General features: G+C 71.0%; 20 protein-coding genes. 6 read left to right on the forward strand and 14 right to left on the reverse strand.

Annotated features, from left to right (window positions below):
* Positions 1-56 precede the first annotated feature (56 nt).
* Complete coding sequence (locus IE242_RS24015; RefSeq protein ID WP_189862587.1) at positions 57-1,292, reverse strand: helix-turn-helix domain-containing protein; 1,236 nt, start codon at positions 1,290-1,292, stop codon at positions 57-59.
* A gap of 1,647 nt (positions 1,293-2,939) precedes the next feature.
* Between IE242_RS24015 and IE242_RS24020 the strand changes: the two genes are divergently transcribed.
* Positions 2,940-3,467: a universal stress protein gene (locus IE242_RS24020; protein ID WP_189862589.1), complete on the forward strand. Its 528-nt coding sequence runs from the start codon at positions 2,940-2,942 to the stop codon at positions 3,465-3,467.
* A 297-nt stretch (positions 3,468-3,764) separates the two neighbouring features.
* The gene (locus IE242_RS24025; RefSeq protein WP_189862591.1) at positions 3,765-4,331 is read left to right on the forward strand and encodes a GPR1/FUN34/YaaH family transporter; all 567 of its coding nucleotides are present in this window, start codon (positions 3,765-3,767) and stop codon (positions 4,329-4,331) included.
* 115 nt (positions 4,332-4,446) lie between these two features.
* Here IE242_RS24025 and glmS read toward each other — a convergent pair whose 3' ends face one another.
* From glmS to IE242_RS24040, 3 genes are all read right to left on the reverse strand, one after another.
* Positions 4,447-6,264: a glutamine--fructose-6-phosphate transaminase (isomerizing) gene (gene glmS / locus IE242_RS24030; protein ID WP_189862593.1), complete on the reverse strand. Its 1,818-nt coding sequence runs from the start codon at positions 6,262-6,264 to the stop codon at positions 4,447-4,449.
* Positions 6,265-6,300: 36 nt separating this feature from the next.
* Positions 6,301-6,558 (reverse strand): hypothetical protein, encoded by a 258-nt coding sequence (locus IE242_RS24035; RefSeq protein WP_189862595.1) that lies wholly within the window; start codon positions 6,556-6,558, stop codon positions 6,301-6,303.
* A 123-nt stretch (positions 6,559-6,681) separates the two neighbouring features.
* Positions 6,682-7,569 carry a DUF4429 domain-containing protein gene (locus tag IE242_RS24040; RefSeq protein WP_189862597.1) on the reverse strand — a complete coding sequence of 296 codons (888 nt, stop codon included), beginning with the start codon at positions 7,567-7,569 and terminating at the stop codon, positions 6,682-6,684.
* A gap of 82 nt (positions 7,570-7,651) precedes the next feature.
* Here IE242_RS24040 and IE242_RS24045 point away from each other — a divergent pair, with 82 nt between their 5' ends.
* Positions 7,652-9,265, forward strand: a complete 1,614-nt coding sequence (locus tag IE242_RS24045; RefSeq protein WP_229859356.1) for a beta-N-acetylhexosaminidase — start codon at positions 7,652-7,654, stop codon at positions 9,263-9,265.
* 85 nt (positions 9,266-9,350) lie between these two features.
* Here the strand turns inward: IE242_RS24045 and IE242_RS24050 are convergent, their stop codons facing one another.
* The 6 genes from IE242_RS24050 to IE242_RS24075 form a co-directional block, all read right to left on the reverse strand.
* Positions 9,351-11,123: an IucA/IucC family protein gene (locus tag IE242_RS24050; RefSeq protein WP_189862601.1), complete on the reverse strand. Its 1,773-nt coding sequence runs from the start codon at positions 11,121-11,123 to the stop codon at positions 9,351-9,353.
* Entirely contained in the window at positions 11,120-11,686 is a 567-nt protein-coding gene (locus IE242_RS24055; RefSeq protein ID WP_189862603.1) for a GNAT family N-acetyltransferase, read from the reverse strand. Before IE242_RS24055 ends, IE242_RS24050 begins: the two co-directional genes overlap by 4 nt.
* Positions 11,683-12,975 carry a lysine N(6)-hydroxylase/L-ornithine N(5)-oxygenase family protein gene (locus IE242_RS24060; RefSeq protein WP_189862605.1) on the reverse strand — a complete coding sequence of 431 codons (1,293 nt, stop codon included), beginning with the start codon at positions 12,973-12,975 and terminating at the stop codon, positions 11,683-11,685. The genes IE242_RS24055 and IE242_RS24060 overlap by 4 nt, the downstream gene beginning before the upstream one ends.
* Positions 12,959-14,401 carry a lysine decarboxylase DesA gene (gene desA, locus IE242_RS24065; protein ID WP_189862607.1) on the reverse strand — a complete coding sequence of 481 codons (1,443 nt, stop codon included), beginning with the start codon at positions 14,399-14,401 and terminating at the stop codon, positions 12,959-12,961. The genes IE242_RS24060 and desA overlap by 17 nt, the downstream gene beginning before the upstream one ends.
* A 124-nt stretch (positions 14,402-14,525) precedes the next feature.
* Positions 14,526-15,383, reverse strand: a complete 858-nt coding sequence (locus IE242_RS24070; RefSeq protein WP_189862609.1) for a siderophore-interacting protein — start codon at positions 15,381-15,383, stop codon at positions 14,526-14,528.
* Positions 15,384-15,472: 89 nt separating this feature from the next.
* Positions 15,473-16,519: an ABC transporter substrate-binding protein gene (locus IE242_RS24075; RefSeq protein WP_189862611.1), complete on the reverse strand. Its 1,047-nt coding sequence runs from the start codon at positions 16,517-16,519 to the stop codon at positions 15,473-15,475.
* Positions 16,520-16,766: 247 nt separating this feature from the next.
* On the opposite strand from IE242_RS24075, the gene IE242_RS24080 reads away from it, so the two are divergent.
* Complete coding sequence (locus tag IE242_RS24080) at positions 16,767-17,249, forward strand: GNAT family N-acetyltransferase (RefSeq protein WP_189862613.1); 483 nt, start codon at positions 16,767-16,769, stop codon at positions 17,247-17,249.
* Between the two features lie 8 nt (positions 17,250-17,257).
* Here IE242_RS24080 and IE242_RS24085 read toward each other — a convergent pair whose 3' ends face one another.
* Entirely contained in the window at positions 17,258-17,911 is a 654-nt protein-coding gene (locus tag IE242_RS24085) for a MerR family transcriptional regulator (protein WP_189862615.1), read from the reverse strand.
* 227 nt (positions 17,912-18,138) lie between these two features.
* Between IE242_RS24085 and IE242_RS24090 the strand changes: the two genes are divergently transcribed.
* Entirely contained in the window at positions 18,139-19,068 is a 930-nt protein-coding gene (locus IE242_RS24090; RefSeq protein ID WP_189862685.1) for a hypothetical protein, read from the forward strand.
* A complete protein-coding gene (locus tag IE242_RS24095) occupies positions 19,065-19,490 on the forward strand; it encodes an ABA4-like family protein (protein WP_189862617.1) in 426 nt (141 codons plus the stop codon). The genes IE242_RS24090 and IE242_RS24095 overlap by 4 nt, the downstream gene beginning before the upstream one ends.
* Before the next feature lie 51 nt (positions 19,491-19,541).
* Here IE242_RS24095 and IE242_RS24100 read toward each other — a convergent pair whose 3' ends face one another.
* The 3 genes from IE242_RS24100 to IE242_RS24110 are packed head-to-tail and all read right to left on the reverse strand — an operon-like array spanning position 19,542 to position 23,617.
* Entirely contained in the window at positions 19,542-20,702 is a 1,161-nt protein-coding gene (locus IE242_RS24100) for an acyl-CoA dehydrogenase family protein (protein ID WP_189862619.1), read from the reverse strand.
* Between the two features lie 6 nt (positions 20,703-20,708).
* Positions 20,709-21,671 carry a hydroxymethylglutaryl-CoA lyase gene (locus IE242_RS24105; RefSeq protein ID WP_189862621.1) on the reverse strand — a complete coding sequence of 321 codons (963 nt, stop codon included), beginning with the start codon at positions 21,669-21,671 and terminating at the stop codon, positions 20,709-20,711.
* On the reverse strand, positions 21,668-23,617 hold the full coding sequence (locus IE242_RS24110; RefSeq protein WP_189862687.1) for an acetyl/propionyl/methylcrotonyl-CoA carboxylase subunit alpha: 1,950 nt from the start codon (positions 23,615-23,617) through the stop codon (positions 21,668-21,670). Before IE242_RS24110 ends, IE242_RS24105 begins: the two co-directional genes overlap by 4 nt.
* Positions 23,618-23,624 lie beyond the last annotated feature (7 nt).

The raw sequence follows: 23,624 nt of genomic DNA on the forward strand, positions 1-23,624 counted from the left end.
CCGGGCCGCTGAGCCCGCGCCGGCCCGGTGCCGGGCCGGCGGCGGTCTTCCGGGCCTTACGGAGCGGTGCGCTGGCCGGGCAGCCGGCCCGTCGCGTAGAGCTCCGGCTTGGCGCCGTCCGCGGACAGCGAGGCGGCCGGGGCCAGGGCGCTCGCGGCCGCCGCCGTACGGCGGGTCTGGTACGGGACCGGCGTGGGCTCCTGCGGCATCGGTGGCGGACCGCCCGGCCCGGAGTGCCCTGGCGAGCTGTCCGGGATATCGGGCTTGTCACCCTGCGGCCGCCGTGCGCGGTACGCCGCCCGGTAGGCCGCCGGCGACGAGCCGAGCTGCCGGCGGAAGTGGCCGCGCAGGGCCACCGGCGACCGGAAGCCGCAGCGGCCCGCGACCTCGTCCACCGAGTAGTCCGACGTCTCCAGCAGCCGCTGTGCCTGGAGCACCCGCTGGGTGATCAGCCACTGCAGCGGTGCGCTTCCCGTCAGCGAACGGAACCGGCGGTCGAAGGTGCGCCGGCTCATGTACGCGCGGGCCGCGAGCGTCTCCACGTCGAACTGCTCGTGGAGGTGCTCCAGCGCCCAGGCGACGACCTCGGCGAGCGGGTCGGCGCCGATCTCCTCGGGTAAAGACCTGTCGAGGTAGCGCTCCTGCCCGCCGCTGCGGCGCGGCGGTACCACCAGCCGGCGGGCGAGCGCGCCCGCGGCCTCGCTTCCGTGGTCCGAGCGCACGATGTGGAGGCAGAGGTCGATCCCGGCCGCCGTCCCCGCGGAGGTCAGGACGTCCCCGTCGTCCACGAACAGCTCACGTGGATCCACGTGGACGGACGGATAGCGCTTGGCCAGCGTGGGCGCGTACATCCAGTGCGTGGTGGCCGGGCGCCCGTCCAGCAGGCCGGCCGCCGCCAGTACGAAGGCACCGGTGCACAGCCCGACGATGCGGGCACCCTCCTCGTGCGCCCGGCGCAGTGCGTCGAGCGCTTCCTCCGGTGGTGGTGAGGTGATCGACCGCCAGGCGGGCACCACGACGGTGCCTGCGCGGGCGATCGCCTCCAGCCCATTGGGCGCGGTGAGTTCCAGCCCTCCCGTGGTGCGCAACGGTCCTTCTTCGCCTGCGCACACGAGAAGGCGGTAGCGCGGTACCCCGGCGTCCTGGCGATCGATGCCGAACACCGACAGAGGTATGGAACTCTCGAAGATCGGGCCGCCGCTGAACAGCAGCACCGCGACGATCTCCTTGCGACGTCGCCCGGAGAGTTTCCGGGCCGCTACTTCCGGCGCGGCAGTGGAGTCGTGGCTCATGCTGCTAAGCCCCCCTCGGTGGTCGCGGCTCCTCGGTTGTGTCGCTCCTGCACGTTTCCCCTCGGTCCTGCACGAGTCCCCCGCCGTAAGACAGTCATGATCGAATCTACTGTGTCGCGTCGTACCGGCGTGACCAGTTCTCCCCCCGGCACATTGTCGACATGGCAACTTGGCGTGAAGCATTCGATCACGAAGCGTTGCACTCGCGAGCCCCGCAGGGAAGTACGCCTTGTCGCAGTGGCCAATCCCCGTAGGGTGTGCGCGCCGAGCGGGCCCCTTTCAGTGCAGGTCGAACAGGGGGTAGGGGGGTGTTACCGCAAGGCATGCCTGGTGAGCCGAAGTTGGCTGAAAAGAAGCGGAAGGGTGTGCGTAAACCGGTCAGTCGGCCGAAGTCTGACCCCCGGGACGCCGCCCCCCTCTGTGTGCCCCGGCCCCGCTTCTGCCATGCCGGCCGCGGTGCGGGACGCTCCTTTCCGCTGCCGACCGCACCGCCCCCCGCTCCGACTGGCGGAGCAGCAGCCGGCAGACCCCGGTCACGGCCGCGAGGCCCAGGGCGGCCCCGGCCGCGCCCGCGAGTGACGTGCCGTACCAGACGAGGGTCACGGGCACGAGAACGCAGCTGAACACCGCCCAGCGGATGACGTCGCTCGCGCTGTCGGCGGTGGGGTGCTCCCCGGGCCGGGGAGCGGGGGAGGCGGTCCGGGAGGCGGTCCGATGTCCGGGCACGGCGTCCTCATCTGTGCGGGTGGCTTGTCCGGGTTCAACGCGTGTTCGACCGGTCGGTCACTCCTGAGGCGCGGAATCGGGCGTGTCCGAGGCGTGGGGAGTGGCCCCGCCGGGGCTTGCGGGGCCGAGCAGGCCTGGGATGTCCGGGTACCGGAGTGGCGAAAGTGTTGCTTGTGACTGGATGTTTTTGGGCATGCAGAAGTGGCACCTCGTGCTTCAGTGACGAATGCTTCCGCAGTGGCGAATCGGCCGCGTGCGGGGGTGGCTGGTTGAGCCCGGGGATGGGCGTGAGCGGAGTGTCCACATCTGTGAAGAGGGGTGTCTCCGGCCCGCCGTGTTCGTGGCGGGAAGTCGGCTGTGCCCGGGCCCGGCGGGCCCCGTTCGGGGTGTGGGGGGTGGGCGTCTCCCGGGGTGTCGGAACGGTGGTTCCCGGGGTGTCGGAACGGCGGCGTCCGGGGGTGTGGGACCGGCGGTGTCCGGAGGCGGGAAGCCGGGTACGCCCTCCCGGCCGGGCGGGCCGGGGTGCGTCCTGGGTGCGGGCGCGTCCAGGGCGTGAGGGCGGGGCGCGTGCGGGAGGCGATGCTCCGTTTGCCGACCCTGCCGACTCCGTTCGTGGGAGTCGTTCCGGCTTCGCAGCACGGGCCCTTCCGGCCTTCGTCCGCGGACCTCTCCGCCCTCTCGGACGCGGTGCGCCGGTCCTCGGTGAATGCTGTGCGAACCGCCTGTAGGAGCCAGCAACCATTGCGTTACGGGCGCCCACTCATGCATGCTCCGGAGAACCCCGTGCGGCGTGCGCGGGTCTGGGCTGAGGAGGCGTGCCGCCGTACCCTTGGGGGTATGGGGTTGGGAAGATGATTCCCGGACACAGCTCCGCCGCACACTGTTGTCCCACCCACCGAGGATCCGAACGCCGAGACACCCATGGCCGGTCACGAATTCTTCGATCCCGCTGATCGCAAGCGGCCGGTCGCCGACCCGACGGCGGCCGATCCCCTGGCTGCGGAGGAGTCGCGCCCCGCGTGCGACCCCGCCTTCAAGCACGGCGTCGTCGTCGGCTTCGACGGTTCGACGTCCAGTGAACGCGCCCTCGCCTACGCCATCGGCATGGCCAGTCGCTCCGGTTCCGGCCTGATCATCGTGCATGTGGCCAACCGCCTGCCCACCACGGTGTGGGCAGGCTGCGAACCGCCCGTCTTCGTCGATGTGCCCGACCATCGGACCGAGGTCCTCGGCCTGGAGCTGGCCTGCGCGGACTATCTCGCCGAGGTCCCCTGGATCCTGGTCGAGCGCGGCGGTGACATCTGCCATGAACTCGAAGAGGTGGGGCGGGAGTACGAGGCGGACGCGATCGTCGTCGGCTCCACGCACGGCATCGTGGGCCGTATCTTCGGCTCCGTCGCCGGACGGCTCGCCAAGCGCGCGCAGCGCCCCGTGATCGTCATTCCGTGAGTCCGTGAGTCCGTGAGCCCGTGAGTTCCTGAGCGCATGCGGCGCGCGGCGGTCGGCGTGCCGTCGGCCGTGAGCCGTGAACCACCGACCGCGGGTCGCACGCGCGGGACCCCCGCATCCGGCGTTGCCGTTCCGTAACTCGCCCTGCCCCCCGATGAGATGAGCAGGTCACGCGATCCGCCACCGCCTACAGTCGTATGAATCTACCGACGCGTAGAGGTGTTTGTGCGTATGTGAAGGGCATATACCGGTCGCCGCGCACCCGCGCCCGCACGACCTGCACGAAGGGAGCCCGCCGTGGACAACGACGTCTCCGCGGGAAACACCACCACAGTCGGTCATCTCCTCCTCGCGACAACCCTGTTGGCCTTCGGCCTCGGTCACACCGAAGTGATCGGCGGCGTGACGGCCGGGGACGCCGTCCCGCCCGCCGTGTACGTCGGCGGCATCGCGCTGTTCGTCGTCGGCCTGCTGGCTCTCCGCGACCATGACACGTCCGCCGGTACGGCGTTCTCGGCCCTGGGCGCCTTCTGGTTCACCTGGGGCGTCGGCGGCACCGAGACGGTGTCCGCCGACGCCGAGGGGCTGTTCCTGGTGCTGTTCGCGCTGGTCGCGCTCAGCCTGGCGCTCGGTGCGTCCGCCGCCTCCCCGCTCACCCGGGGGGTGTACGGCCTGCTCTTCCTGGCCCTGCTGCTGCTCGCCGTCGCGCGGTTCGGCGACAGCGCGGGTCTGGCGCAGATCGCCGGCTGGATCGCCGCGGTGAGCGGCCTGCTGGCCTGGTACGTGGCCACGGCCGCCCTCGCCCACTGGCCCGCCGCACTGTCCGGGCGCGCTGCCGGCCGGGGGGTGACGGCCACCGGCTGAGGCAGCCGCGGGCCGGGACATTGGGCGGTCCCGGTCCCCAGGGAACGACCCCCTGTGCAGGTGGCGCACAGGGGGTCGTTCATGTCCGGCCGCGGAGCGGCGCGGGGTGGAGGTCCTACTCCACCGTCACCGACTTGGCGAGGTTGCGCGGCTTGTCGATGTCCCGGCCGAGCGCCAGCGCCGTGTGGTAAGCGAGGAGCTGGAGCGGGATGCCCATGAGGATCGGGTCGAGCTCGTCCTCGTTCTTCGGCACGACGATCGTCTGGTCGGCCTTCTCCTGCTCCTGGTGGGCGACGGCGAGGATCTTGCCGCTGCGGGCCTTGATCTCCTCCAGCGCCGCGCGGTTCTTCTCCAGCAGGTCGTCGTCCGGGACGATCGCCACCGTCGGCAGGGCGGGCTCGATCAGGGCCAGCGGGCCGTGCTTCAGCTCGGAGGCCGGGTAGGCCTCGGCGTGGATGTACGAGACCTCCTTCAGCTTCAGCGAGGCCTCGCGGGCCACCGGGTAGCCCCGGACGCGGCCGATGAAGAGCATCGAGCGGGCGTCGGCGAACTGCTTCGCCAGCTCCTTGATCTGCTCCTCCTGCTTCAGCATCTCGTCGATCTGCGCGGGCAGCTTGCGCAGGCCCTCGATGATCCGCTTGCCGTCGGCGACCGACAGGTCACGGGTGCGGCCGAGGTGCAGCGCCAGCAGCGCGAAGGCGACCGTGGTGTTGGTGAAGCACTTGGTGGAGACGACGCAGACCTCGGGACCGGCGTGCACGTACATGCCGCCGTCGGCCTCGCGGGCGATCGCCGAGCCGACCACGTTGACGACGCCCAGCACCCGGGCGCCCTTGCGCTTCAGCTCCTGCACGGCGGCCAGCACGTCGTACGTCTCGCCGGACTGGGAGACCGCGATGTAGAGGGTGTCGGGGTCGACGACCGCGTTGCGGTAGCGGAACTCGGAGGCCGGCTCGGCGTCGGCGGGGATGCGCGCCAGCTCCTCGATCATCTGGGCGCCGATCATGCCCGCGTGGTACGAGGTGCCGCAGCCGAGGATCTTCACCCGGCGGATCTGGCGCGCCTCGCGGGCGTCCAGGTTGAGGCCGCCCAGGTGCACGGTGGAGAAGCGGTCGTCGATGCGGCCGCGCAGCACGCGGTCCACGGCGTCGGCCTGCTCGTGGATCTCCTTGTGCATGTAGGTGTCGTGGCCGCCCATGTCGTACGAGGCCGCCTCCCACTCCACGGTGGTCGGCTCGGACGTGGTGCGGGTGCCCTCGGTGGTGTACGTACGGAAGTCGTCCGCCTTGAGGGTGGCCATCTCGCCGTCGTCGAGGGTCACTATCTGCCGGGTGTGGGCGACCAGGGCGGCGATGTCCGAGGCGACGAACATCTCCTTCTCGCCGATGCCGAGGACGACCGGGGAGCCGTTGCGGGCCACCACGATGCGGTCCGGGAAGTCGGCGTGCATGACCGCGATGCCGTACGTGCCCTCGATCAGGCGCAGCGCCTCGCGGACCCGGTCCTCCAGCTTGTCGGCCTGGGCGCGGGCGATGAGGTGGGTGAGGACCTCGGTGTCGGTCTCGGAGAGGAACTCGACGCCCTCCGCCTCGAGCTTCTTGCGCAGCTCGGAGGCGTTGTCGATGATGCCGTTGTGGACGACGGCGACCTTGTTCTCCGGGTCCATGTGCGGGTGGGCGTTCACGTCGGAGGGGGCGCCGTGGGTGGCCCAGCGGGTGTGGGCGATGCCGGTGGTGCCCTTGAAGCGCCCGGGGACCTTGGCCTCGAGGTCACGGACGCGGCCCTTGGCCTTGACCATCTTCAGGCCGGCCGACTTCGGGCTCGAGACGACGATGCCCGCGGAGTCGTAGCCGCGGTACTCCAGTCGCTGCAGGCCCTCCAGCAGCAGCGGCGCCACATCACGCTTGCCGATGTATCCGACGATTCCGCACATATGGTTCTTTCCTTGTCTCCCCGTGGGGGCCGGTCCTCAGCCGTAGACGATGCGGCGCAGCTGCCGGAGGCTGAGCTCCGGCGGTGCGACCGCGCGGTACGTGAGGTCCGTCCCGATCCGTTCGAAGATCGCCGCGTTCACCAGGCCCTGGGCCTGGAGCTCGCGATGGCGCCGACGGACGAACTCCTCGGTCGTCTCGTCGAAGTAGGCGAGCACGTCCTGGATCACGCGCGCCGCCTCGCCCCGGCTGAGGGGCGTGGACCGCGTCAGATGATCAACAAGTTCGTCGTGCACTCGAAGATCCTGAGGTACTGGGGGGCTGTTTCGCAAGAATCCTGCCCGATATCGGGCAGGGGGCTGTCGAAATGCCCGGGAGGGGCTGTTGTGCGGCTGTCTGTGGCAGGGGCAGCGGGGGAGTCACATCCGCTTGAGGATCGCCTGCTTGGCCAGGGTGAACTCCTCGTCCGTCAGAACGCCGGACTTGTGCAGTTCGCCCAGTTCGCGCAGTCGGCGCAGCAGGGCGTCGTGGTCGTCCTCCAGGGCCGGGGCGGGCGCCGGGAGCGCGGCGGGGGGCCGGTCCTGCGGCGGCTCGGCCGCCGGGGACGCCGCCGGGTGCGGGAGTCGCGCCTGGACCGCCGCCGCGATCAGGGCCATCAGCGGGTCCTTCTTGAACCCCCACAGCTCCACGGAGTTCGGGTCGTACTTCGGCGGGGCCTTGGTGGGCGCGTTCCGCACGGTGAAGCGGAGGCAGCCGTTCTCCAGGCCGGCCGCCGGATGCCACTCCACGGCCTCGATGTCGGCGAGGGCGAGCGTACGGGCGCCGGCCGCGGCCTTCGCGTCCTCCGTCTTCCAGTTCCACTCCAGGCGTACGTGCTCGCCGTCGAAGCCCGCCGTGCCGTCCCCGGCGGAGACGGAGAGCGGGACGGCGGGCCCGGGGAGGAGGTAGCGGTCGACGGCGTCCGGGGGCACCTGGTCCAGGAACAGGGCGCTCCGGACCTCGTCCACCACGTACTCGGCGACCCCGTAGCGGTCCGCGTCGACGACGAGCTGGTAGGGGTCGTTGCCCTCGGCGAGGCGGCCCCCCGTCGCCTGCAGCAGCGGATCGGCGCCGTCACGCAGCCGCAGCCGCAGCCGGCCCGACTTCTTGCCCTGCTCGAACGAGATGCCCGCCAACGCGGCCAGGGGGACGGTCAGTTCGCCCAGCGTCCTGCGCAGCAGACTGACACCCTTGTCGTGGCCCGGGATGAGCCGCAACGCGTCGCCGTCGAAGGTCCAGGTGCCGTCCCGCTGGATGATTTCCGCCATGGGGGTGATTCTTCCACCGGGTCTGCGGGAGAGTGGTCTATACCCATCGGCACGATGGGCAGACGTACGGAAGGGAGCGCAGGTGAAACAGCTTCACAGAACGACTCGCCTTCTCGGATCGCTGCTGCTCGCGGCCGCGGCCGGTCTCTTCTCCGCCGGTGCGGCACCGGCCGGACCGGCGGCGGACGGCGCGGTCGCCGCCCCCCTGGGCCGGGTGGTCCCCGCCCCCGCGTCGGTCGAGCCGGGGGGCGCGCCGTACCGGATCACCGGCGGTACGCGCATCCACGTCGACGACGCGCGGGAGGTGCGCCGGATCGGCACGTATCTCGCGGGCGTCCTGCGGCCCTCGACCGGCTACCGGCTGCCGGTGACGGGCGACGGCCGTGACCGGCACGGCGGCATCCGCCTGACGCTGAAGAGCGGGGAGAAGGCCCTCGGCAGCGAGGGCTACCGTCTCGACAGCGGCCGGCGCGGAGTGACGATCACCGCCCGGGAGCCCGCCGGGCTGTTCCACGGCGTGCAGACCCTGCGGCAGCTGCTGCCCGCCGCCGTCGAGAAGAACTCCCGGCAGCCGGGCCCGTGGCTCGTCGCGGGCGGCACGATCGAGGACACCCCGCGCTACGCCTGGCGCGGCGCGATGCTGGACGTCTCACGGCACTTCTTCACCGTGAACGAGGTGAAGCGGTACGTCGACCAGCTCGCCCTGTACAAGGTGAACAAGCTGCATCTGCACCTCAGCGACGACCAGGGCTGGCGGATCGCGATCGACTCCTGGCCGCGGCTGGCCGCGTACGGCGGCGCCAGTGAGGTCGGCGGCGGCCCGGGCGGCCACTACACCAAGGCCCAGTACAAGGAGATCGTCCGGTACGCGGCCGCGCGCCATCTGGAGGTCGTGCCCGAGATCGACATGCCCGGCCACACCAACGCGGCCCTCGCCTCCTACGCCGAACTGAACTGCGACGGCGTGGCGCCTCCGCGCTACACCGGCACCGAGGTCGGCTTCAGCTCGCTGTGCGTGAACAAGGAGAGCACGTACGACTTCGTGGACGACGTGGTCCGCGAGCTGGCCGCCCTCACGCCGGGCCGCTACCTCCACATCGGCGGCGACGAGGCGCACTCCACCAGCCACGAGGACTATGTGAAGTTCATGGAGCGGGTCCAGCCGGTCGTCGCGCGGTACGGCAAGACCGTCATCGGCTGGCACCAGCTGGCCGGGGCCGAGCCGGCCAAGGGCGCGCTCGCGCAGTACTGGGGGCTGGACCGTACCCCCGCGGCGGAGAAGGAGCAGGTCGCCGCGGCCGCGCGGAACGGCACGGGACTGATCCTGTCGCCCGCCGACCGGGCCTATCTCGATATGAAGTACGACAAGGACACCGCGCTCGGCACGAAGTGGGCCGGCTACGTGGACGTGCGGCGGTCGTACGACTGGGACCCGGGCAGCTACCTTCCGGGCGTCCCGGCGCCGGCCGTCCGGGGGGTCGAGGCGCCGCTGTGGACCGAGACCCTCGCGAACTCCGGACACCTCGAGCGCATGGCGTTCCCGAGGCTGCCGGGCGTGGCCGAGCTCGGCTGGTCACCGGCCGCGACGCACGACTGGGACACCTACAGGAAGCGGCTCGCGGCGCAGGGTCCGCGCTGGGACGCGCTCGGTATCGCCTACCACCGGGCGCCGGAGGTGCCCTGGCCCGCCCGATGACCGTACGGTAGGGGGGCGTTCCGCACGATGACGGGCACCTCGGAGGACCGTACTCCGAGGTGCCCGTCCGTATGGGGGGAGGCGGTTACCGCCCCGCGATCGGGTTCTTCAGGTCGCCCACGAGCTGAAGGGCGCCCGACGGGTCCGCCAGGTCCACCATCTGCTTGTTGTTGCGCAGCTGGAGCCGGTTCAGGCAGGACAGGGCGAACTCCGGGGCGAACATGTCGTACTGCTCGAACTTGTCCGCCAGCTCCGGCGTCGCCTCCTGGTACTCGCGGACCGACGCCGCGACCGTGCACCAGAAGTCGTCCTCCTCCATGACGCCCTCGTCGGCGAGGTTCGCGGCGAGGAAGCGGAAGAAGCAGTCGAAGACGTCCGTGAAGATCGACAGCAGTTTCTGGTCGTCGGGGACCTCGACGCGGATCCGGGCGACCTCGGGCGGCAGCACCGCGTCCGGGTCCATCACCGCGATCTCCTCGGCGATGTCCTTGTAGACCGCACGCTGCACGGCGCCGTCCTTCAGCACCAGGATGACGTTCTCGCCGTGCGGCATGTAGACCAGGTCGTACGCGTAGAAGCTGTGCAGCAGCGGGACGAAGTACGCCCGCAGGTAGCGCGACAGCCACTCGACCGGGGTGAGCCCGGAGCGCTCGATCAGCGCGGCCGCGAAGGAGTGGCCCTCGTGGTCGACGTGGAGGAGGGACGCCATCGTGGCGAGCGACTCGCCGTCCTGGAGCGACGGGACCGGGCTCTCGCGCCACAGCGCGGCCAGCATCTTGCGGTAGGGGGAGTAGCGGTCGGTGGCGGCCTCGTACTCCAGGTGGCGGTAGCCGACGGCGGCGCGCTCGCGGATGATCGTGAGGCCCGTCGACTTCAGCACCGGGTCGTTGTCGATCAGCTGGGCGAGCCAGTCGTTGATCGCCGGGGTGGCCTCCATGTAGGCGGCGGACAGTCCGCGCATGAAGCCCATGTTGAGGACCGAGAGCGCCGTTTTGACGTAGTGCTTCCCGGGGTGCGAGGTGTTGAAGAACGTGCGTATGGACTGCTGGGCCAGGTACTCGTCGTCGCCCTCGCCCAGGAGGACGAGGTGCTGCTGGGCGACCTCGGCGGCGAAGGTGACCGTCAGCTTGTTCCACCACTGCCAGGGGTGAACCGGGATGAACAGGTAGTCCGCCGGGTCCAGGTCCTGCTCGCGGAGCACGGCGTGGAAGCGGTCGACGGTCTCCTCGCCCAGCTCGTCGCGGAGGAACGCCTCGTACTCGATGCCCACGCCCGCCGTGAACGCGGCCCGGGAGCGGTGCGCGGCCAGCCAGATCAGCCGGACCGGGCTCGCGGTCTCGGGGGCGTACGACAGGTACTCGTGGACGCCGAAGCCGAGCCGGCCGTTGTTGGCGACGAAGCACGGGTGGCCCTCGGTCATGCCGGTCTCGATGGCCTGGAAGCCGCTCGTGACCAGCTCGGCGACCGGGACCTGGGGCTTGGTGAGCTTGTAGCAGGTGCCCGAGAGGGTGGAGGAGATCTCCTCCAGGTAGACGGGCAGGATGTCGTCGCTCAGGCCCAGCGCGCCCTTGAACTCGATGAAGAAGTCCAGCGCGGCGAGGGGGGCCTCCGTGCCGTCGCGGTGCCGGGTGATGGAGTCCGCGTCGACCTGCCAGTGGTCGAGGGCGCGGAGGACGGCGGTGAAGGTGTAGGTGGCCGAGCCGTCGTCGCTGCGGACGAGGTACCGGTCACCGTCGAGGTGCTCGGGGGTGATGAGCCGCTCGTGCGAGAACTCCGCGAGTGCTTTGCGGAGGAGAAGACGGTTGGCCCGCGCCCAGCGGTGGGGGGACAGGTGCGCCACGGCGTCGGACAAGGTCATACAGCCACTCCTCGTGCAGCCAGGCTGCGCTTGCTCTCGAAGAAGCGTTCGCGCGTGCAGAAGCTCAGCAGCGCGCGCTTCTCCGGCTTGTCGATCTCACACGCGGGCACGAAGCCGACGGCCTCGTTGAGCGCGTGCACTGCCTTGTTGTGTACGTCGGGTTCGACCACGACCCGCCGGGTGCTCGGGTCGGCGAACAGTTCCTCCATCACCGCGGTGATCACGGCTTTGGTGAACCCGTGCACGGGCCGGTCGGTGGGGGCGACCAGGAAGTGCATGCCGACGTCGCCCGGCTCGGGCTCGTACAGGCCGACCAGCTCGCGCTCGGCCGGGTCGTACTTCTCCATCAGGAAGGCGGGCTCGCCGTCGTGCAGGCCGAGGTACGCGTGGTGGTGCTCGTCAGCCGCGATCTCCATGTAGGCCCGCTCGACGTCCTCCAGTTTCGCGTTCTGCATCATCCAGAACGCCGCCTTGGGGTGGGTCACCCAGTCGTGCAGGAGTTCGGCGTCCGTGGTGGGGTCGAGGGGGCGGAACGAGAACGTCCCTATACCGGTGGTGCTCATACCGCGAACTCCTGGAAGGCGATCGTCTTCTCCACGGGGTAGTACTCCCTCCCGAGCAGCTCGCGGATGATGCAGCTGTTGCGGTAGGCGCCCATGCCCAGGTCGGGCGAGGTGATCGAGTGGGTGTGGACGCTCGCGTTCTGGAGGAAGATCCCGCGGCCCGTGGTGTCGACGGCGTAGTTGCGGGCCACGTCGAAGCGGCCGTGACCGTCGAAGCGGAGGCGGTCCCGGACGGGCTCCAGGAAGGCCGGCTGCTCGTAGTGGTAGCCGGTGGCGAGGACCAGGCCCTCGGTGGTGATCTCGAAGTCCTTGTCCTGCTCCTCCTGGTGGAAGCCCAGGCGGTAGACGCCGTCCTCGTACCGGGCGGTGTTCAGGGAGGAGTTGGTGAGCAGGCGGGTGGGGACCGGGCGGCCGCCGCTCTCGACGTTCTTCTGGTAGAGCAGGTCGAAGATCGAGTCGATCAGGTCCGAGTTGATGCCCTTGAAGAGGCCCTTCTGCTGCTTCTCCAGCCGGTAGCGGGTCTCCTCGGGCAGCGCGCGGAAGTAGTCGATGTAGTCCGGGGACGTCATCTCCAGCGTCAGCTTGGTGTACTCGAGGGGGAAGAAGCGCGGGGAGCGCGTCACCCAGTTGAGCTGGTAGCCGTGCGCGTCGATCTCGGCGAGGAGCTCGTAGTAGATCTCCGCGGCGCTCTGGCCGCTGCCGACGATCGTGATCGACTTCTTCGCCTGGAGCTCCGCCTTGCGCTGCATGTACTGCGCGTTGTGGAAGAAGCCGCCGTCGAGGTCGCGGCACGCCTCGGGGGTGTACGGGACCGTGCCGGTGCCGAGGACGAGGTGGCGGGCGCGGTACGTGTCGCCGGTCTCCGTACGGACGGTGTAGAGCTCGCTGTCGTCCTCGTACGTGACCTCGGTGACCGTCGTGTCGAAGCGGACGCTGCTCAGTTTGGCGGCGGCCCAGCGGCAGTAGTCGTCGTACTCGACGCGCAGCGGGTAGAAGTTCTCGCGGATGTAGAACGAGTACAGCCGGCCGCGCTCCTTGAGGTAGTTCAGGAAGGAGTACGGGGATGTCGGGTCGGCGAGGGTCACCAGGTCCGACATGAACGGCGTCTGGAGGTGGGCGCCGTCCAGGAACATGCCCTTGTGCCACTCGAAGTCCGGCTTGGACTCCAGGAAGACGCCGTTCAGTTCGGCGATCGGCTCGGTGAGGCAGGCGAGGCCGAGGTTGAAGGGGCCGAGCCCGATGCCCACGAAGTCGTAGGTCTCGCTCACGGTTTCAGGAAGCGCGGTCAAGGGACTCTCCCAGGTACTGCTCGGCGTGGCCGGCGATCAGGTCGAGGACGGCGGCGATGTCGGCCGTCGTGGTCTCGGGGTTGAGCAGGGTGAACTTCAAATAGTGGCGCCCGCCGACCTTGGTGCCCGCGACCACCGCGTCACCGGAGGCGAACAGCGCCTTGCGGGCGTACAGGTTGGCGCGGTCGATCTCGGCGGGGTCGGTGACGGCCTCCGGGATGTAGCGGAAGACCAGCGTGGACAGGCTCGGCTCGACCACCACGTCGAAGCGCGGGTCGGCGGCGAGCAATTTCCAGCCCTCCGCCGCCAGGTCGCAGACCTCGTCGAAGAGGCGGCCGATGCCGTCGGCGCCCATCGTGCGCAGCGTCACCCACAGCTTGAGCGCGTCGAAGCGGCGGGTGGTCTGCAGTGACTTGTCGACCTGGTTGGGGATGCGCTCCTGCACCATGCGGCGCGGGTTGAGGTACTCCGCGTGGTAGGTGGCGTGGCGGAGCGTGGCGGCGTCGCGGACCAGCACGGCCGAGGAACTCACCGGCTGGAAGAAGGACTTGTGGTAGTCGACGGTGACCGAGTCGGCGCGCTCGATGCCGGTGAGCAGGTGGCGGCGCTCGAGCGAGGCGAGCAGTCCGCAGCCGTAGGCCGCGTCCACGTGCATCCACGCGCCGGACTGCGCGCACAGCTCGGCTATCTCGGGCAGCGGGTCGATGGAGCCGAAGTCGGTGGTGCCGGCGGTGGCGACGACGGCCATGGGGACGAGGCCGTCGTGGCGGCAGCGCTCCAGCTCGCGGGCGAGCGCCACCGTCTGCATGCGCTTGTCGTGGTCGACGGGGATCGAGACCACGGAATCGGCGGGCAGGCCCAGCAGTTTCGCCGACTTCTTCACGCTGAAGTGGCTGACCTCGGAGGCGAAGATGCGCAGTTTGGCGAGGTCATCGCTTTTCGCCTCCTCACGGGCCAGCAGCAGCGCCTGGAGGTTGGACTGGGTGCCGCCGGAGGTGAACACACCGTCGGCGGCCGGACCGAGGCCGATGCGCTCGGTGGTCCAGTCGATGAGCTTGCGCTCGATGAGCGTGCCGCCGGCCGACTGGTCCCAGGTGTCCAGGGAGGAGTTGACGGCGGAGAGGATGGCCTCGCCGACGACCGCCGGGATGACGACCGGGCAGTTGAGGTGGGCGAGGTAGCGGGGGTGGTGGAAGTAGATCGCGTCGCGGAGGTAGACCTCTTCGAGCTCGTCCAGGACCGCGGTGGTGTCGCCCAGCGGCCGGTCCAGGTCGATCTGCTCGATACGGGGCGCGAGTGCGTCCACGGTGACGCCGGTGAACGGACGGTCGGCGGTGGCGAGTTTGGCCGCCACCCGCTCCACGCCTTCGGTCACGGAGCGGCGGTACTGCTCCGCGGTCGTGTCATTGAGCAGGTGCGAGCGCATGGTGGGGGTCCTCCGAGGGGACAGTCCGAGCGGGACGGGGAGAGCGGGGAATCGCGCGCGTTTCAACTTAGGCAAGCCTAACCTAACTAAACGTTGTTGAAACGCGCCCCACCCGTGACCGCTGTCACTCTCCTCGCGCGCGGAGCTGCTCCTCCGTCAGGCCTTCACGCCAGTACCCGACGAACGTCACGGCGCGCTTGTCGACGCAGCGCTCGCGCACGAGATGCCGGCGCAGCTCCTTGACCCGGCCGGACTCGCCGGCGATCCAGGCGTACGGCTGCTCCGCGGGCGGGAGTCGGGCGTCCCGGACCGCCTCGACGGCCGTGGGGGCGCCCGCGGAGCGCACCAGCCAGGTGATCTCCGCGTCGGCCGCGGTGGTCAGCTCCTGGATGTCCTCCGCCTGCTGGACCTCCAGCCACACACGGGCGCGCAGGCCGGACGGCAGGGACTCCAGAATCGCGGAGGCGGCGGGCAGGGCGGTCTCGTCGCCCCACATCACCACCAGGTCGGTGCCCTCCGGCGGGCGGAACCGGATCGCCCGGTTGTCGGCGATCGCCGGGCCGATCAGCGCCACGCGGTCACCGGGGGCGGCCGTGGACGCCCAGCGGGAGGCGGGCCCGGCGGGCACGGCCGCCCCCGGCTCCACGCCGTGCAGCACGAAGTCGATGTCGATCTCGGCGGTGTCGCCGTGCGCGTCCCGGCGCAGGGCCCGCAGGGTGTACGAGCGCATGACCGCCCGTACGTCATCGGGAAGCTCCCGCCACGCGTGCCACCAGTTGTCGCCGTACTCCAGCGGGACGACGGGCTCGGGCTGACCCGGGTGCGGCAGGAACAGCGACAGGGACTGGTCCCGGCCGTCGGAGTGGAAGGCGAGCAGATCGGGACCGGCGAAGGTGATCCGGACCAGGGACGGGCCGAGCCGCCGCGTCCGTACGACCTGGAGGGAGAAGAAACGGAACGGGGCGGCTACGGCCGTGGTCATGCGCGTGCTCCTGAGTCGTCGTCAGGGGACGGTGAGGTGTGGGGGAGGGACCGGCGCGCCGTGGGGGCGCGCCGGCCGCTGCTGCTTGATCAGGCGACCTTCTTCGCGTTCTCGATCGCCTCGGCGAGGTTCTCGAGCAGCGGGGCGCACTTGTCGTAGGAGAGGATCGGCTCGGCGGAGCGCGCGATGACCTGGCCGGCCTCGACGGCGGGCAGCTTCTTCCAGGTCGCCTCGGTGATGTCGGCGGGCTGGATGGCCGAGGTGCGGTCGTCCATCATGATGATGTCGGCCGGGTACTTGTCGACGTTCTCCCAGCTGAGGTTCTCGAACCAGCCGCCGCTCTCCGCCTTGGCCTTCTCCGGGGGCTCGATGAAGTTCACGCCGAGGGCCTTGAAGTACTCCAGGTCGATGGAGAGGTTCGTGCCGGAGACGTAGAAGATGTCCTGGCTCGCGGAACCGACCAGCACCTTGATGTCGGGCTTGGACTTGGCGGCCTTGCGCAGCCGGGCGGCGGCGTCCTCGAAGCGCTTCTTGGCCGCGGTCACCTTCTCGGCCTTCATGTCGGCGCCGAGCGACTCGGCCAGCTCCCACATGCGCTCCAGCGGCTGCGTCAGCTGCCGGTCGTAGACGGAGATCGCGACGCTCGGGGCGAGCTTGGCGATCTTGTCCTTGGACGCCTCGGGGACGTACCAGAGGGTGCCCACGTTGTCGAAGGTGGTGGAGACGAGGACGTCGGGCGCGAGCGTCGCGTACTTCTCGACGTTGAACTGGTCCCAGGCGTTGCCGAGGATCGTCACCTTGCTGATGTCCATGTCGCCGGCCTGGACGTCGGCCTTGCCGTCCTGCGTCTTGGTGGGGCCGAAGACGCCCTTCACCTCGACGCCGTAGTCGTACAGGGCGGCGGCGGCACCGGTGAACGCGACGATGTTCGCGGGTACCTCGTCCAGCTTCACGGTCTCGCCGCGGTCGTCCTTGAACGACCAGGGACCGGACTTCGCCGCGGCCGTCTCGTCGCCCGAGCCACTGCTCGTGGAGTCGTCGTCACCGCAGGCGGCCAGCACGGCCCCGAGTCCGAGGGCGCCGCCCGCCGCGAGGATGCCGCGGCGAGTGAGGTGGGTGGCACGGGCGTTGGACATGTCTGTTCTGCTTTCGAACGGGGCGCACTGCCCGCGGACAAGTTCGAACGTAGGTTAGCCTAACCTTCACGCTTGTCCAGAGGGTGACCCCGGGAAATGGGACGTCCCGGGTGACGTGCGAGCGTTTTGGTGCGCACCTGCGAAAGCCAGGCGACAGGGGTGCCTGAGAGGCCGTCAGCGCACTCGCCCCAAGGTTTTCGTCGCACACGCGAAGGCATGGAGCGGGGGCGGGGCTAGGGTCTCCGTCATGGGGGACCTCCTTGTCCGCACCGCCGGGCCTGCCGACCGCGACACGATCACGGCCCTTCTCACCGCGTCCTGGGGCGGCACGGTCGTCGTGGGGCACGGAACGGCCTACGACGCGGCCGGCCTCCCCGCGCTGCTCGCCGAACGGGACGGCCACGTGGTGGGCCTGCTCACCTACTCCCTCTCGGGCCAGGGGCTGGAGGTCGTCACCCTGAACGCCGTGGAGCGGTACACCGGAGTGGGCGGTGCCCTGCTTTCGGCGGCGGCCGGGACGGCCCGGCAGGCGGGTGCCCGGCGGGTTTGGCTGATCACCACCAACGACAACCTCGACGCGCTGCGGTTCTACCAGCGGCGCGGGATGCGGATCGTCGGTGTCGCTCCGGGCGCCGTGGACGAGGCGCGGAAGGTGAAGCCGTCCATTCCGCCGGTGGGGGAGTACGGCATTCCGTTGCGCGATGAGCTGACGCTGGAACGGTGGGTGTGAAGGGAGCGTCAGCCCGTTCCGCGCTCCGGCGGTCCGTCCGTGCCGTACAGCTTCGCCGAGGCGTCCACGTGGGCCAGCCTGCGTAGTGCGCTGAAGACCGCTTCGCCCAGTACGGTCCCGATCACCACGCTCTCCACCCGGTCCTCGACCCCCGCCCGCCGGTCCACGTACGCGAGGTCGGCGCGGGCGACCCGCTCGGCGGCGTCGGCGTAGTCGTCGAGCACCTCGGTGTACGCCCCGTGGCCCAGCCGGGTCAGGGCGGCCAGGGCCCTGGACAGGTCCGCCGCGGCGGGGTTCGACTCGTGCGTGTGCCAGCCGCGCCGGGAGACGAGGTCGGCGACGACCGCCTGCGCGGCCGCCGACTCGGTGTCGCCGGGGTCCGTGTCCGCGCTGCCCAGCTGGTCCGCGGCGGCGCCGAGCACCTTGTGCGGCGGACGCGCCGGATCGTCGATGGCGGCCAGTACGTCCGCGATCTGGGCCACCTTCATGCCGCCCACGTCGAGCAGGGCCCGGATCAGCCTCAGCCGGCGTTCGTGACCCTCGTCGTATGCCGCCTGGTTGGGGCTGGTCAGCTCGCCCGGAGGCAGCAGTCCTTCGCGGACGTAGTACTTGATCGTCGGTACCGGCACGCCGGTCCTGCGGCTCAACTCACCGATGCGCACAGCCGGTTCGCTCCTTGTCCTCCGCTCCACCCCGTCGCGCCGGCCCTTGCCGACGCCGCTCCCCATGATAGATAGTGGCACTTCGGATAGCGGATAGTGCTGCTATTGATTAGTGATGAGGGGGAGTTGTGTCCGCGTTACCTCAGTCCTCGCGATCCGCGTCACCGTGGTGGCCGTCGGTGCCCTGGCGGTCCTGGCACCGCCCGCTGGTGCTGTTCTCGGCGGCGATGGCCGTGACGGCGGTCGTGTCCGCCGTGGGGCTCGTCGTCGACGACCGCGTGCTCGTGGGCGCGCCGATCTGGTCCAAGCCGTTCAAGTTCTCGGTCTCGTTCGTGGCGTACTGCCTCTCCCTGGCCTGGATGCTGTCGCTCCTGCCCCGGGGCAGGAGCGTGGGCCGGTGGGCGGGCACGGTCGTCGCGCTGGCGAGCCTCGTCGAGATGGTGATCATCGTCGGGCAGGTGATCCGCGGGAAGCGCAGCCACTTCAACCGGGCGACGCCCTTGGACGAGGCGCTGTTCGACGCGATGGGCGTCACGGTGGCCGTCCTGTGGCTCGGCACGCTCGTCGTCGCCGTCCTGCTCGTCCGGGCCCGTGTCGCCGACCGTGCGTCCGCCTGGGCGATGCGCTCCGGCATCGTCCTGGCACTGGCCGGGGCCGCCGTGGGGTTCCTGATGACGCGGCCCGCGCCGGGGCAGCGGCGGGGCGTCTCCGAGGTGGTCGGCGCGCACAGCGTGGGCGTGCCGGACGGCGGCCCCTCGATGCCGCTGACCGGATGGTCGACGACCGGCGGCGATCTGCGGATCCCGCACTTCGTCGGCATGCACGCGCTGCAGCTCCTGCCGCTGCTGGTGATGGTGCTGGCCGCCCTGGCACCGCGCTTCGCCCGCCTCACCGACGACCGCGTACGGCTGCGTCTGGTGCTGCTCGCCTCGGCGGTGTACGCCGCGGCCTTCGGCCTGGTCCTCCGGCAGGCGCTGCGGGGTGAGCCGCTGGTGCACCCGAGCGGCGTCACGCTGGGGGCGGCCGGCCTGATCCTGGTGGCCGCCGTGGTCGGGACGTACGGGGCGCTGCGGGCCCCGGCGTCCACTCCGGACGCGACTCGTGCCGGGGGCGCCGACGCCGTGTCCGCCGGAGCCTCGAAGGGACTGCTGCCGTGACCGTGATCCTCTTCGAGCTCTCCTTCTGGCTGGCCGCTCCCGTCTGGCTGCTCATGATCTTCGCTCCCGGGTGGGGCCCGACCGCCCGTATCGCGCGGTCACCGCTGACCGTGGTGCCCGTCCTGCTCGTCTACCTCGGGCTCGCCGTTCCGGTGTTCCCCGAACTCTGGACCGCGGTCAGCAGCCCGGACCTCGAGACCTTCCGCGAACTGACGGCACTGGCGGACGGCGCGGGAGCCGTCTGGGCGCAGGTCATCGCCTGGGATCTCCTCGTCGGGCAGTGGATGTACCTGGAGGGCCGACGACTCGGGGTCTCCCCGCTGCTGATGGGCCCCCTGCTGGTCCTGACCGTCCTGCTGTCGCCTTTCGGGCTGCTGGTGTTCCTGGGGCTGCGCGCGGCGAGGTCCCGGAACCTCGAGTGACAGCCCGGGGGCGTCGTGGTGCCGCCCCCGGGCCCTGTCCGGACCACCGGATCAGCTGGCCAGCCCCAGCTCCCGGGCGATCAGCATGCGCTGCACCTCGCTCGTGCCCTCGCCGATCTCCAGGATCTTGCTGTCGCGCCACATACGGGCGACCGGGTACTCGTTCATGAAGCCGTAGCCGCCGTGGATCTGGGTGGCGTCGCGGGCGTTGTCCACGGCGACCGTGCTCGAGTACAGCTTGGCGAGGGCCGCCTCCTTCTTGAAGGGTTCGCCGGCGACCAGGCGGGAGGCCGCGTCCCGCCACGCCAGGCGGGCCGTGTGGGCCTTCATCTCCATGTCGGCGATCTTGAACTGGATGGCCTGGTTGGCGCCGATCGGGCGGCCGAAGGCGTGCCGCTCCTTCGCGTACCGGACCGACTCGTCCACGCAGCCCTGGGCCAGGCCCGTGGCGAGGGCCGAGATCGCTATACGGCCCTCGTCGAGGATGCGCAGGAACTGCGCGTAGCCCCGGCCCTCCTTGCCCAGCAGGTTCTCCGCCGGGACCCGGACGTCCGAGAAGGAGAGCTCGCGGGTGTCCGAGGCGTTCCAGCCGACCTTCGAGTAAGGGGCCGCCACCGTGAAACCGGGGGTGCCGGACGGGACGATGATCGAGGAGATCCGCGGCTTGCCGTCCGCGGTGCGGCCCGTCACCGCCGTCACCGTCACCAGGCCCGTGATGTCGGTGCCGGAGTTGGTGATGAAGCACTTGGTGCCGTTGATCACCCATTCGTTCGTGGACTCGTCCAGACGGGCCGTGGTGCGGGTGGCGCCCGCGTCCGAACCGCCGTCGGGTTCCGTGAGGCCGAACGCGCCCAGGACCTCGCCCGCGCAGAGGCGGGGCAGCCACTCGCGTTTCTGCGCCTCCGTGCCGTAGCAGTGGATCGGCATCGCGCCCAGCGACACCCCCGCCTCCAGGGTGATCGCCACCGACGAGTCCACCCGTGCCAGCTCCTCCAGCGCGATGCCCAGCGCCAGATAGTCGCCGCCCATGCCGCCGTACTCCTCCGGGAACGGCAGCCCGAACAGGCCCATGCGGCCCATCTCGCGCACGATCTCGTACGGGAACTCGTGCCGCTCGTAGTACTCGCCGATCTTGGGGGCGATGACGTCGTGGGCGAACTCCTCGACCGTACGGCGGAGTTCCCTCAGTTCTGCGGAGAGGTTGTGGTCCATGGCTGTTCACGGCTCCTGGTGGGGGGAGAGGGCTCTTACGGTGCGGGACGCGCTGGGCCGGCCCAGCCGCCCGGCCATCCACACGCTCGTCGCGGTGAGACGGCCGAGGTCGACCCCCGAGTCGACGCCGAGGCCCCGCAGCATCCACACGAGGTCCTCGGTGGCGAGATTTCCGGTCGCGGACCTGGCGTACGGGCAGCCGCCGAGGCCGCCCGCGGAGGCGTCGACGGTGGTCACGCCGTGCTGGAGCGCGGCGAGGGTGTTGGCGAGCGCCTGGCCGTACGTGTCGTGGAAGTGGACGGCGAGGGCGGACGTGGGCACGCCCGCCTCGTTCAGCGCGGTCAGCAGCGCCCGGACGTGGCCCGGCGTCGCCACGCCGATCGTGTCGCCGAGGCTCAGTTCGTCACAGCCCAGGGCGAGGAGGGCGGTGCAGACCCGTACGACCTGCGGGATCGGTACCGGGCCCTCCCAGGGATCGCCGAAACACATGGAGAGATAGCCGCGGACGTGCACGCCGTCGCCGTCGTGGCCGCCCTCCGCCTTCGCGCGGGCCACCACCGGCTCGAACATCGCCAGCGCCTCGTCGACGGTCCGGTTGAGGTTGGCCTTGGCGAAGGACTCGGTGGCGCTGGCGAAGACGGCGATCCGCCGCGCGCCGAGCGCGAGGGCGCGGTCCAGGCCGCGTGCGTTGGGGACGAGGACCGGGAGCGCGACAGGAAGGTCGCTGACCAGCGGAAACAGTTGCTCCGCGTCCGCGAGCTGCGGCACCCACTTCGGGTGGACGAAGCTGGTCGCCTCGATCGTCGTCAGGCCCGCGTCGGCCAGGCGGCGCACGAACTCCGCCTTGACCTCCGTGGGGACGGCGTTCTTCTCGTTCTGCAGGCCGTCCCGCGGGCCGACCTCGTGGATCCGGACGCGGGCGGGCAGGCCCTCGGCCGGTACGGCCATGGGGAGTTCCGGAGTCGTCATGCTCCCGCCTCCCCGTGCGGCGCGATCACCGCGAGCACCTGGTCCATGGCGACGGTCGCGCCCGGCGCGACGTCCAGCTCGGTGACGGTGCCGGCGTGCGGCGCGGAGACGACGTGCTCCATCTTCATCGCCTCGACCACCAGCAGGCTCTGCCCGGCGGCCACCTCGTCGCCGACGGCCACCTTCACGACGGTCACCGTGCCGGGCATGGGCGCGGTCAGGGAGCCGGCGCCGCCCGCGCCCGCCCCGCTGAGCGAGGCGGCCACGGGGTCGTGGTCGCACACCTGCCAGGCGTCACCGTCGCGTCCCAGCCAGTCGCCGGCCCGGTGGAAGGTGTGCCGGACGCCGTCCAGAGTCACCGACACCCGGTCGTCCGTGACGGTGGCGGTGCCGCGCGGGGTGCACCGCACGGGGTCGAGCCCCGGCACCCGCAGCCAGAACGCGACGGGCCTGTGCGCACCGCCCAGCCGCCAGCCGTCCGGCACCGAGAACGGGTCCGTCCAGCCCGCGCCCCCGCTCCCGCCCTTCGGCCGCAGCGCGTCCAGCCGTACGGCCGCCGCCGCCTCGTAGACCTCCTCGGGCACCCCGTCGGGCACCAGCGAGCCGGCCTCCCGCTCGACGAGCCCGGTGTCCAGCTCGCCCGCCACCACGGCCGGATGGGCCAGCAGCCGGCGCAGGAAGCCCGCGTTCGTCTGCACCCCCAGCGTGACCGTCTCCGCCAGGGCCGCCCGGAGCCTGCGCAGCGCGGTCGCGCGGTCCGGCCCGTATGCGATCACCTTGGCGAGCATCGGGTCGTAGAGGCTGCTCACCTCGGTGCCCTCGCTGAGGCCCGAGTCCGTGCGGACGCCCTCCCGCTCGGGCTCGGCGAGGGCGAGCACCCTTCCGCCGGACGGCAGGAACCCGCGCGTGGGGTCCTCGGCACACAGGCGCGCCTCGACCGCGTGCCCGGTGAGCGTCACGTCCTCCTGGCCGAAGGGCAGCCGTTCGCCCGCCGCCACCCGTAGCTGCCACTCCACCAGGTCCAGGCCCGTGACCAGCTCGGTCACCGGGTGCTCGACCTGGAGACGGGTGTTCATCTCCATGAAGTAGTACGAGGACGGGTCCTTGCCCGGCACGATGAACTCGACCGTGCCCGCGCCCCGGTAACCGCAGGAGCGGGCCGCCCGCACCGCCGCCTCGCCCATCGCCGCGCGCGTGGCGTCGTCGAGGAGCACGCTCGGCGCCTCCTCGACGACCTTCTGGTGGCGGCGCTGCAGCGAGCACTCGCGCTCGCCGAGGTGGAGCACATTGCCGTGGCCGTCCGCCAGGATCTGGATCTCGATGTGCCGGGGGCGGTCGATCCAGCGCTCGACGAGCAGCGTGTCGTCCCCGAAGGAGGCGCGTGCCTCACGGCGGGCGGCGGCGATGTCGTCCGGCAGGGCGCCGGCGTCGCGGACCAGCCGCATGCCCTTGCCGCCGCCGCCCGCGCTGGGCTTCAGCAGCACCGGCATGCCGATCTCCCGGGCGGCCGCCGTCAGTTCCTCGTCCGTGAGGCCGCTGCCGCTGGAGCCGGGGACGACCGGTACCCCGGCCTCCCGCACCGTCTCCTTGGCGCGGATCTTGTCGCCCATCAGCGCGATCGCCTGCGCGGGCGGGCCGATGAAGACCAGCCCGGCGTCGGCGCACGCGCGCGCGAAGTCCGCGTTCTCCGCGAGGAACCCGTAGCCCGGGTGCACCGCCTGCGCTCCCGAGCGGGCGGCGGCCTCCAGCAGCCGCTCCACCGAGAGATAGCTCTCCGCCGCGGGTGCCGGGCCGATCCGTATCGCGGTGTCGGCCTCCCGGACGTGCCGGGCGTCCGCGTCGGCGTCGGAGTACACGGCCACCGACCGCACGCCGAGCGCTCTGAGCGTACGGATGATCCGTACGGCGATCTCGCCCCGGTTGGCGACGAGCACGGTCTCGAACATCGTCATC

The sequence above is a fragment of the Streptomyces poonensis genome, assembly GCF_014650915.1.
GTDB classification, from domain to species: Bacteria; Actinomycetota; Actinomycetes; order Streptomycetales; family Streptomycetaceae; genus Streptomyces; species Streptomyces poonensis.